The organism is Corynebacterium lipophilum, assembly GCF_024102595.1.
Classification (GTDB): Bacteria; Actinomycetota; Actinomycetes; order Mycobacteriales; family Mycobacteriaceae; genus Corynebacterium; species Corynebacterium pseudogenitalium.
Map to the genome: position 1 here is coordinate 1 of NZ_JAEUWV010000031.1, position 10,406 is coordinate 10,406.

The following is a 10,406-nucleotide window of genomic DNA, read 5'->3' on the forward strand; positions in this document are numbered from 1 at the left end:
TCGTACATGGCAACGGCGTCGCGCTTGAATTGCTCCGAATATGTTTTCCGTGGCATTAGGGTAGGTTACCTTTCTCCGACACTGTGTTGTCGGTTTCAGAGGTGTCTACCTAACGGGGGTCAGGTCCGTGCGCGGGGTGCTTTGCGACGCCACTTTCGAGCACGGGTGTGTGGGTGGGTGTCCGCGCGGCGGACACCTTGATGCAATCGTTGGGGTCTTGAGCTGAACTCGCTCTGTCCGCGCCGCGGAATGCTACTGGAGTCGACTAAAGCTTCGTTGGAGTCCGCGCGGCGGACTGTGCGGGAGGTTGGGTTGTAACAACGGATAGATTGTCCGCCCCGCGGAATGCGGGAATCGTTTGCAAATCACGAAGCGGTGTCCGCGCCGCGGAAACCTTACTTATTGAGAGGTGGGTTGAGCCAAGCTTCGCCAGCTGTTTGTCCGCCCCGCGGACACCCACATCAACCAATCAGCATGCCGCAACCGGCAGCTGATCTAGCTGGCTCCGGAGCTGTTCTGCAACGGCGTTAGCCATGGCCTGGCCGGTTTGGTAGCTGCCGTCGGCGGGGACAACGACCAAAGCCAATGCAACGTCCTGCCCAGCGGAATTTGACACGAGTCCCATCTGGCGCACTTCGTATCCACCGGACACCGAGGGCCCCCACCCGCCTTTGAACCGCGCATTGGGGAGCTGGCCGAGGCCGTAGTTTTGCCCGGCTACGATCTGCCCCATCAGTTCAAGGACGGGGCCGACGCCGCTCAGGCAGCTCAGATGCGACATGAACGTGGATTCCTCGGCGGCGGTGAGCATGGTTTGGCCGAAGGTTGAGAACTCGGGGCGAATGCGTTCGGTGTTGATGGTTTTTGGTACGCCGCCCTCGGCCAAGACGGTATCGCCGGCGCCGGGTGGCAGGACGTTCCAGAGTTGCAGCGCGGCGTCGTTGTCTGAGGCGGTGATCGCGGCAGGTGCTGCGAGCTGCGCGGTGTCGGGCGCCACGCGGTACGCCGCTACTGCGAGGGGGACTTTGATGGTTGACCAGGCAGGCATCGCTGGGTCGTCGCTGCTTCCTACGTCGCCCGCGGCGACTGCGACGGTGCCTCCGAACTGGTTGGCAACTTCGTCGGCGATAGCGGAGAGCAGCTTATCGACGCCCACTTCGCCCATCGGCTCGTCAGCTGGTGCAGGCGGCTGAGCGTTCGGGTGCGTCGTCGTTGAGGTGACGGTGATGGTCGGCGGGGCGTCGTTAGTGGGTGTCCCGCAGGCCCCGAGGGCGGTCACGGCGAGGAGGGCGCAGCATGCTCGTTTCACCTCCACCACCCTAGTGCCCCGGGCACGAAAAAACCCGCACACGAGGTGCGGGTTTTCACGAGTGCTGAATTAGCCCTGACGAGCCTTGAAGCGTGGCTCCTTCTTGTTCAGGACGTAAACCTTGCCACGGCGGCGCACAACCTGGGCGCCCGGCTTGTTCTTCAGCGACCGAAGCGACTTGCGGACCTTCATCGGGCGCTCCTTTCTAATCGAGGATCTTCATCTTCGTGCGACCACTGGAAACAGTCTGGTCGCGACACGTCGCGTTATATTACCCCATCACGTGGGGAAACCAAAACGCCGGTGCTACTTGGTGTAGCGTTGCTCCATTTCCGACGCCACTTCGTCCAGACTCCGGTTCATTGTTTCGGGGACGAAGTAGCGGACGAATCCTGCTGCAAGGATGCCACAGATGATGAAGATGGAGAAGGTGGCGGTGGCGGAGAGGGCGTCGACAAGTGGGAGGAAGAACTGGGCGACGATCCAGTTCATGACCCACAGTGCGAGTCCTGCGAGGCCCATGCCGGCGCCGCGGATTTGTGGCGGGACCAGCTCGGAGATAAGCAGCCAGGTGGTGGGCGAGACTGCTGCCTGCTGCGACGCAATGAACAGCGCCATGCAGGCGAGTGAGACCCACGCGAGTGCGGCGTTGTTTTCCGCGGCACGGTACGTGAGCGTGAGCGCGAAGAGGAAGATGACGTTGCCGCTCAGGCCGATGAGCAGTAGTCGTTTGCGGCCGATCCTGTCGATGACCTGCAGTCCGACCCAGCACGCGACGACGGAGACGAGCCCGATCACCATGGAGGTGTAGACGGCGTTTTCGGTGGAGAGGCCGACTTTGTTCATCATCGTTGGCGCGAAGTAGACGATAGCGTTCACACCGGTGACCTGCTGCGTGATGCCGAGTAGCGCGGCGATCAGCACGGTCATGCGTAGCCACCGAACGTTGCGCAGACGTGCCCACTCGCCGCCGCGCTGGGCGCGAAGCTCGGCGTCTTCGGTGGTTTCGAGGGTGAGTTCTTCGCGGGTCATGCCGACGCGGTAGCCGATGGTGAGGGCTGCGTCGATACGCTGGTGGCGGGCGAGCCACAGGGGCGTTTCAGGCAGGAATGCCATGCCGACGGCCAGCGCGGCTCCGGGCACTGCGGCGAGTCCGAGCATCAGCTGCCAGCTGCCGGTCGAGGCGAGTGCGGAGTTCACGGAGTACGCGAGCAGCTGCCCCACCACAATCATCAGCGTGTTCAGTGACACCATCTTGCCGCGCACCCGGGCGGGCACCATCTCCGAGATGTACATCGGCGCCACGATGGACACTCCGCCGACGCCGACTCCTAAGAACGTTCGGGCCGCCGCGAGTGCTTCCACCGATCCTGCAAGCGCGCACCACAGCGAGCCCGCGATGAACACGAGGCCGCCCATTATTAAGGTGCGTTTGCGCCCGAGCCTGTCCGCGATCGACCCGCCGCTGAGCGCGCCGACCGCTGCGCCGACGAGCAACATCGAGGTCACAAGCCCTTCTTGCCCTGGCGTGAGCTGGAATTCGGGGGTGATGTAGAGCAGCGCGCCGCTCATCACGCCGGTGTCGTAGCCGAAGAGCAGCCCGCCCAGCGCGGCGACGCCCGCAACCTTCCGGACGTAGCTTCGTTGGGCAGTGGTGAGTTGTTGCATGCATACCAATATGCACCGTGGGTACGCTGGTTCCTATGTCTCGGCCAGATTCACCGCAAGTTAGCAGCAAACAGCAAGAGATCATCGACACGCTCGGGGTCCAACCTTCGATTGATCCCGCGCGAGAAATCGAGCGTCGCGTCGCATTCCTCTGCGACTATGCCCGCGCAGCCTCCTCAGCCGGTTTCGTACTCGGCATTTCCGGGGGCCAGGACTCGACGCTCGCAGGTCGCCTCGCACAGATCGCTGTCGAGCGGCTGCGGGACTCGGGTGTCGACGCCCACTTCCTCGCCGTCCGCCTCCCCCACGGTGTCCAAGTCGACGAGGACGACGCCCAGTTGGCGCTCCGCTTCATCGAACCGGATGAGACGGTGACCGTTGACATTGCTCCTGCCACGAAGGCGCTCAGCGATGAGGTCGCCGGTGCGTTGGGGGCGCCCCTCAGCGACTTCAACAAGGGCAACGTGAAAGCCCGCCTTCGAATGGTGGCGCAGTACGCGCTTGCCGGCGAGCGCAACCTCCTGGTCATCGGCACTGACCACGCGGCGGAAAACGTCACCGGTTTCTTCACCAAGTTTGGCGACGGCGCCGCAGACCTCACCCCCCTCGCCGGCCTCAACAAACGCCAAGGCGCAGCTCTCCTCCGCGAGCTCGGCGCCGACCCTCGCCTCTGGGAGAAAGTCCCCACCGCCGACCTGGAAGAGGACCGCCCGGCCTTGCCCGATGAAGAAGCGCTCGGCGTGACCTACCAGCACATCGACGATTACCTCGAAGGCAAAACCGTTCCGTCCGCGGCGGCGGAACGCATCGAGCACCTCTGGCGCATCGGCCAGCACAAACGACACCTGCCGCCAGGGCCAGATTCCTCCTGGTGGAAGGCTTAGCCCGTCACGTCTAACGTCGCTTGCGCGGCGTTGGCAAGCTCCCCCGCGTACGCCGGGCCGTGCGTCAACGCGTGCACGGCCAACGGGTGAAGCTGGTGAATCGGGATGCGCCGACGCCAGTCCTCCCCCAGGCTTGCCCGCGACTCGTAGCCCGCAAGGATATCTTCCAAAAACGGCGCGCCGAACAACGCCAGCATGGCGATGTCCGTCAACGGGTGTCCACCGTGCGCCGCCGGGTCAATGAACCGTGGGCCCGACTCGTCGAAGAGCAGGTTGCCTGCCCAAAGATCCCCGTGGATACGCGCCAGCGGGGCGTCCTCGTCCCCCTCAACAAGCGCAGCGCAGGCGCGTTCCACGAGCTCTAGCTGCTACTTCGAGATATTTCCCGCCACATGTGCAGCCCGCGCAAACGGCAGCACGCGCTGCTCGGTATAAAACTTCGCCCACCGCTGCTCCGGCACGCAGTCCTGCTCAACCCGGCCGATGAAGTTCGGGCCCTCCCAACCGGTCGGCGGTGCACCGAAGGCTTCAGCGCCCATCGCGTGGATCTTCGCCAGCTCCTCCCCCGCCCGCCGCGCCGCGTCGCGAGTGGGTCGCACGGTTTCGACGCGTTCTATCCGCAACGTCTGCTGCTCCTCGTCCACGCCGCGGACCTCCACGACTGCCTCGCTGCCCTCACGCAACCAGCGCAGCCCCGTCGCCTCGCTGCTCGCCTGGCCCGGCGCGGTACAACGCTTACTGAAATCACTCAAGGTGGCCCTCCAATGCAAGCAAGAATCGCTTCATGTCTTCCCCACCACGGTAGCGCCCGAGGTGGCCGTCGCTACGCACGACCCGGTGACACGGAATGAGCAGCGGCAGCGGGTTGCGCGCGCACGCAGTGCCGACGGCACGCACCGCCCCCGGATTATCGACGTCCACCGCTAGCCCCTTATACGTCGTCACCTCGCCGAACGGCACGTGTTGGAGCGCGCCCAGCACCTTCGTCCGGAACGGCGGGAGGCCCTCAAGGTCGAGCGGGACATCGAAAGACGTTCGTGTCCCGGCGAAGTACTCCTCGAGCTGCCCGCGGACGGCACCAATCGGGCCGGGGCGTGCGCCGGTTTCCCGGATTGCACGCTCAGCGTCGTCGCTCGGTAGCGCAATCCGGCGCACTCCGCGGGGCGAAACGACAACCGTCAACGTTCCGACCTGCGTCTCGACGGTAGCGAATGATGTTTCACACATGGCACCAGTACTAGCACCTTGCTATGGTGCCAGCCATGACCACCTACATTCCCCCACCCGGATACTCAGCGATCACGGTCCCGGAGGACCACGACGGGCGGCGGATACACAAGTTCCTCGCCAGCTACACCACGTGCCCGGCGACCATGCTGTTCAAGCTCGCACGCAAGGGGGCGCTGCGTGTCAACCAGAAACGTATCAAGCAGGATTACCGCGTCCGGGCTGGGGACGTGATCACGTTGCCGGGTGAGTTCTGTCAGGAAGCGAAGAGGGCGTCGAAAAGTAAGAGCCACGAGTTTGAGGTGCTGTGGGAGGGGCCGACGGCACTGGTAGTAAATAAGCCGGCGGGGGTGCCGGTGCATGCGGGAACCGGGACGCGGCGCGGCGTTATCGAGCGCATCCGCGACGTATACCCCGACGCTGAGCTTGCGCACCGCATCGATAAGGAGACGTCCGGGGCGCTGCTGATCGCGCTCAACCATGCAGAGCTGCGCCACCTGCAGCGAGCCTTCCGCGAGCAGAACGTGATCCGCATCTACCGCGCAGTCGTGGAGGGACGCTGGGCGGGTACACGCGACGTAAAGGCCCCGATCGCGCGAACACCGAAAACCATGGTCGTACGTGCCGACGGCGACGACGCCCACACACGATTCCGCCGCGTGGAAAACCGCGGGCCGAACACACTCGTCGAGGCCGAGCTCATTACTGGACGACGTCACCAAATCCGCGTACACGCCGCCCACGAAGGCCACCCCATCGTCGGCGACCGCGCGTACGGCTCCCGCACACGCGCGCAGCGCATGTTCCTGCACGCGTACCAGCTGGAGTTCACGCTGCGCAACGGCGAGCACGTCGCAGTGACGGCGCCGGTCCGGGAACACAAAAACCGCAGGCCCTAAGCAACCTGCGGTCTTTTCTGTGGAGCTAACGGGATTCGAACCCGTGACCCCCACACTGCCAGTGTGGTGCGCTACCAACTGCGCCATAGCCCCGCGCACGCTAAAACACGCGTAAAATTCAGCTTATACCGTGCGTTTAATGTGAAGCAAATGCATACAGAGGACCTTCCCGCTCTCCTGAGGAAATAGCCTCTCCTTCAAGCGAGCGGGAACAAATCACTCAAATTGGTACCGCGTGAGAACTGCCTAGGTTGCCATCCTAGGCAGTTCAATGCATCACAAACTACGCAACCACCGATCGATTTGGTCCTTCAGTGGGGGCACTGTGGCAAGGATGCCCAGTGCGATCAGCAGGAGCCCGGTAAAGACCACTCCACACACGGCTGCACCAGTGCTGCTCCCATTGTCTCCCTTACTACTTTGGCTGGAAGAATTGCTGGAGCATATTCCACGTGACTCGGAACTTGAATTACTGCTCGAGTCAGGTTTAACGCTCGTGGTTGGCGTCGGCTTGGCAGACGTGGTCGGCTTGGCAGACACACTCGGTGACGGCACTGCCATTGTAGAAGTCTCCACGCTCGTGCTCGGCTCCGGCTTGACAGACGAACTCGGCTTTGGTTTTACACTCGTGCTCGGCTTCACCGTCGTGCTCGGCTCCGGCTTCACCGTCGTCGTGGGCTCCGACTTCGCGGTCGTGCTCGGCTTCACTGTCGTAGTCGGCTCCGGCTTGGCAGTCGTGCTCGGCTCCTCGCTCGTCGTCGGCTCCGGCTGCACCGTCGTCGGCTCCGGCTGCACCGTCGTCGGCTCCGACTTTGTAGACGTGGTTGGCTTGACAGACGTGCTCGGTGACGGCACTGCCATTGTAGAACTCTTCACCGTCGTCGTCGGGTCCGGCTTCGCGGTCGTACTCGGCTCCTCGCTCGTAGTCGGGTTCGGCTTCGCGGTCGCACTCGGCTCCTCGCTCGTAGTCGGGTTCGGCTTCGCGGTCGCACTCGTGCTCGGCTTCACGCTCGGCGCCGGCTTCACCGTCGTCGTGGGCTCCGACTTCGCGGTCGTGCTCGGCTTCGCAGTCGTGCTCGGCTCCGGCTTCGCGGTCGTGCTCGGCTCCTCGCTCGGCGTCGGCTCCGGCGACGGCTCAGGCTCAGGGGTCTCGCGCAGCAGCATAATGCTCAACGGTGGAACAGCGACTTCACCGTCCGAGGAAAGAGCCTGCGGTTCGTCGTAGACGTCCATCCCCTGAATCATCACTTCGTACTCGCCGGCAGGCAGTGGGGCCTGCCATGGTTCGTCTGCAGCGTTCACGTACACGAAGGCGTCGATATCACCTGCAAATGCGTCCTTCACGGTGTAGCCCACGTGGTTCGTGTTGATGCTGTCTGCTCCCGCAGTGATTTCATGAGTGTACTTGTTGTTGATCGCCCCATAGCTCGGTAGGCGCATGAAATCGTACTGCTTGCGGAACGCGTTCAGGTCGCGGAAGAACTGCACTTCCTTTGCGAACTGTGCTGCCCTGTCGTAGTCGAATACGTTGACTGCGTCGGGCGACTTATACGAGTTATGATCGCCCGACTTCGTGCGCAAGAACTCTTGCCCTGCGTGAATGAACACTGCGCCGTTCGCTAAGTACTGCGTAGCGGTACCCAACGCGTGACGCTTTGTGATCTCTCCATCAGAGGCGTGCGGCATGCTGCCCTTGAGCTTGTCAAACATCGTGTAGTTGTCGTGGGCCTCGTTGTACACCACGGACTGCTCCGGGCCGAGGTAGTCCCGCACGTGCTGGGCGCCCTTGATGTTGTTCAGCAGGTCCCACGAACGGTGTTCCTGGTTCGCGCCGTTGATGAAACCGGTGTGTGCCAGCTCGAAGTTATCGCCCTTGACGGTGTCGCGGTATTGATCATTGAAGAAGGCAATGCCAGGCAGTTTTTCGGCATTCTTCTGGTTCGCGCCAAGTACGCCAGCTGGATGGTTCCCCATTTCCCAGCCTTCACCGAGAATGACGATCGAAGGATCAATCTCATTGAGCGCTTCACGCACGGCGTTCATCGTCTCAATGTCATGGATCCCCATAAGGTCGAAACGGAACCCATCGATTCCATAATTCTTTGCCCAGTACGTCACAGAGTCAACGATGTACTTGCGCATCATCAGTTGCTCTGAAGCAGTTTCATTGCCGACGCCGGTACCGTCAAAGAAGTTACAGTTCGAATCCATCCGGAAGAAGTAGTTGGGAACCGTCTGCTGCAGTGGCGAGTTCTCCGGGGTGTATACGTGGTTGTACACCACGTCCATGATGACCCGAATATCGTTATCGTGAAGTGCCGCGATCATGGACTTCAGCTCAACAATCCGCGCGGTTGGGTCCTGGGGGTTCGTCGAATAGGAGCCCTCGGGAACGTTGTAATTCTGTGGGTCGTAGCCCCAGTTGTACTGTGCGTTAAACGACAGGTCACCGGTCTCGTCCACGGACCCAAAGTCATAAATCGGCAGCAGCTGCACATGGGTGACGCCCAGGGACTTCAGGTAATCCAAGCCGGACAGGTTATCCGCCTGTGTCTTGGTCCCGGCTTCGGTCAGGCCCAGGAACTTCCCCTTATGCGCAATGCCGTTGTCAGGCCCGATGGTCAGGTCCCGCACGTGCGCCTCGTAAATGATGGCGTCCCGCATCGAAGAAAACGGTGCCATCCGTTTGCCGTCCCAGTTGTTTGGGGCTGTCTTCTCCGCATCGATGACTACGGTGCGGGCTCCATTTGCAGTCACTGCCCGCGCGTACGGATCGACGGCCTCGTTGACTGTCCCGTCTTCGAATGCCAGGCGGTAACGGTACTCCAGTCCTTGCTGGTCACCATCGATGGTGAGCTCCCAGGTTCCACGCTCGCCCTTCGACATCGGAGTTACAGCAGCATTGTCGGAGTAGTTCACGAATTCTACTGACTTTGCCGTTGGCGCCCAGACCCTAAACGTGGTCTTGTCTTGGCTATAGATCGCGCCGAGCTCGCCGTCGTAAAAATACTTCTCGTTAAACTCTTTCGAGTGCAACACAGAGCACTTGCTCTCAGGGGCCGGTGGCACGTCGTCCTTGGAATAATAAATCGTGGAGTCACCCTCAACTAGCCAGATTTCGGCTTTTCCATCTGAGAAGTCCGAAACATAAAGGTCATCAGGACTATTCTTCGACGCCCACTCATTACCAGGATCCGAGCGCCGCACTACAAGACCAACTTTCTCGATCCCCTTGGGGTTTTCGTGTGTGATGGTAGCAGTGTGATCATCCGTGAAATCTACCCTATGCCCATCCTCATCCGGCAACCAGGTCCACATATTCCAGTTTTCGTAGTTGTTGTCGTGCCGCACATAGTGCACGGTGAGCGAAACCTTCGTTGGCAACCCATTCGGTTCCTCTGCAGGAATGAACTCGTAGCTGCTGTCGGTGCCAATAGTTACATGTCCCGTTGTGGGGATATCGCGCAGATCCTTCGATTGCCACGCCCACTCCTGCTCTGCAGTCGAGCGACGCACAATCAAGTTGACCTTGTCGTGCCCAGCAACGGTCGGGATTTCCGCAGTAAGCTGCCCAGCCCCATTCTTTCCAGTAAAGGGAACTGACGTTCCGTCATTCTCTCCGTACCAAACCCAAAGGTTGTACTCGCTTTCTGGGACAGCAGGATCAGGGGTGAAGCTCACCTGCAATGCGCACTGCGCTCCAGTGCGGAACGGCCCATCGGGCTTATAGCTGAAGGAGCATGCGTCTGCCTTTGCATACACCGAGTTACCGGTCTGTACGCCCTCAAAGACTGCGGACTCCCATATGCGGTTTTCCTGCTCGTCCTGCTGGAGCGAAAGCGTATCTGTACGATACACCTGGAAATTTAAGGGGTGTTCGTCTGTTGCGATAGTCGCGTACAGGTCGCCATTAGGCAAGACACTTGAGAACATCTGCCGCTGCTTGCTGTCGCCCTGCGCCCAGTAATCCACACGGTAGGTGGTAAGCGGCTTTTCAACCGCAGGATCCGGGGTGAAGGTCAGGTACATTACATCAGCGTTTTGGAAGGCTCGCGCATCCGGCGCAGTACCTCCCGTAAACACCAATAGGAATGTCAGCAAGAACCCCAAGATGCTCTTATATGTTGGTGATTTCATTGGCCCTCCTAGACCAAAACAGCATCAAGATGGAAAAATATGACCATTCCTTAAGCTAGCATGACTCAGACACAATTCAGTCACGATTAAGTTCTGAAGTAATCTGCATCACTGTAAATTTCGCAGAAATACAACCTCACACCCTCAATCGGGGAGGGTTAAGGGTCAAAAAGTGTGTCCGGAATCGCGGATTTTCACGGATTGACCTGTAGGTTTCCGGAAAGTATATGCTCCGGAAGCATATATCTAGCCCCCGACGGGAAATCCTCGGTGTGGCAGCCG

General features: G+C 60.9%; 7 protein-coding genes, 1 tRNA gene and 1 pseudogene. 2 read left to right on the forward strand and 7 right to left on the reverse strand.

The features are described 5' to 3' along the window. Window positions 1-469 precede the first annotated feature (469 nt). The 3 genes from JMN37_RS10925 to JMN37_RS10935 all read right to left on the reverse strand — a co-directional run bounded on the left by JMN37_RS10925 (window position 470) and on the right by JMN37_RS10935 (window position 2,977). Entirely contained in the window at window positions 470-1,309 is an 840-nt protein-coding gene (locus JMN37_RS10925) for a serine hydrolase (protein ID WP_252932171.1), read from the reverse strand. Between the two features lie 69 nt (window positions 1,310-1,378). Next, window positions 1,379-1,501 carry a type B 50S ribosomal protein L36 gene (ykgO, locus tag JMN37_RS10930; RefSeq protein WP_018020497.1) on the reverse strand — a complete coding sequence of 41 codons (123 nt, stop codon included), beginning with the start codon at window positions 1,499-1,501 and terminating at the stop codon, window positions 1,379-1,381. A gap of 114 nt (window positions 1,502-1,615) precedes the next feature. After that, window positions 1,616-2,977, reverse strand: a complete 1,362-nt coding sequence (locus JMN37_RS10935) for a sugar porter family MFS transporter (RefSeq protein ID WP_252932172.1) — start codon at window positions 2,975-2,977, stop codon at window positions 1,616-1,618. 35 nt (window positions 2,978-3,012) lie between these two features. Here JMN37_RS10935 and nadE point away from each other — a divergent pair, with 35 nt between their 5' ends. Next, window positions 3,013-3,861: an NAD(+) synthase gene (gene nadE, locus JMN37_RS10940; RefSeq protein ID WP_070975268.1), complete on the forward strand. Its 849-nt coding sequence runs from the start codon at window positions 3,013-3,015 to the stop codon at window positions 3,859-3,861. Here nadE and JMN37_RS10945 read toward each other — a convergent pair. After that, window positions 3,858-4,613 (reverse strand): annotated as a pseudogene (locus JMN37_RS10945) (fructosamine kinase family protein). The gene nadE and the pseudogene JMN37_RS10945 sit on opposite strands and share 4 nt — an antisense overlap. Then, the gene (locus tag JMN37_RS10950) at window positions 4,606-5,088 is read right to left on the reverse strand and encodes a methylated-DNA--[protein]-cysteine S-methyltransferase (RefSeq protein WP_252932173.1); all 483 of its coding nucleotides are present in this window, start codon (window positions 5,086-5,088) and stop codon (window positions 4,606-4,608) included. The pseudogene JMN37_RS10945 and the gene JMN37_RS10950 overlap by 8 nt, the downstream one beginning before the upstream one ends. A gap of 35 nt (window positions 5,089-5,123) precedes the next feature. Between JMN37_RS10950 and JMN37_RS10955 the strand changes: the two genes are divergently transcribed. Continuing rightward, entirely contained in the window at window positions 5,124-5,987 is an 864-nt protein-coding gene (locus JMN37_RS10955) for an RluA family pseudouridine synthase (RefSeq protein ID WP_252932174.1), read from the forward strand. Window positions 5,988-6,007: 20 nt separating this feature from the next. Here the strand turns inward: JMN37_RS10955 and JMN37_RS10960 are convergent. Further along, window positions 6,008-6,080: transfer RNA gene (locus JMN37_RS10960), tRNA-Ala, on the reverse strand. 183 nt (window positions 6,081-6,263) lie between these two features. After that, entirely contained in the window at window positions 6,264-10,124 is a 3,861-nt protein-coding gene (pulA, locus tag JMN37_RS10965) for a type I pullulanase (protein WP_252932175.1), read from the reverse strand. Between the last annotated feature and the right edge of the window lie 282 nt (window positions 10,125-10,406).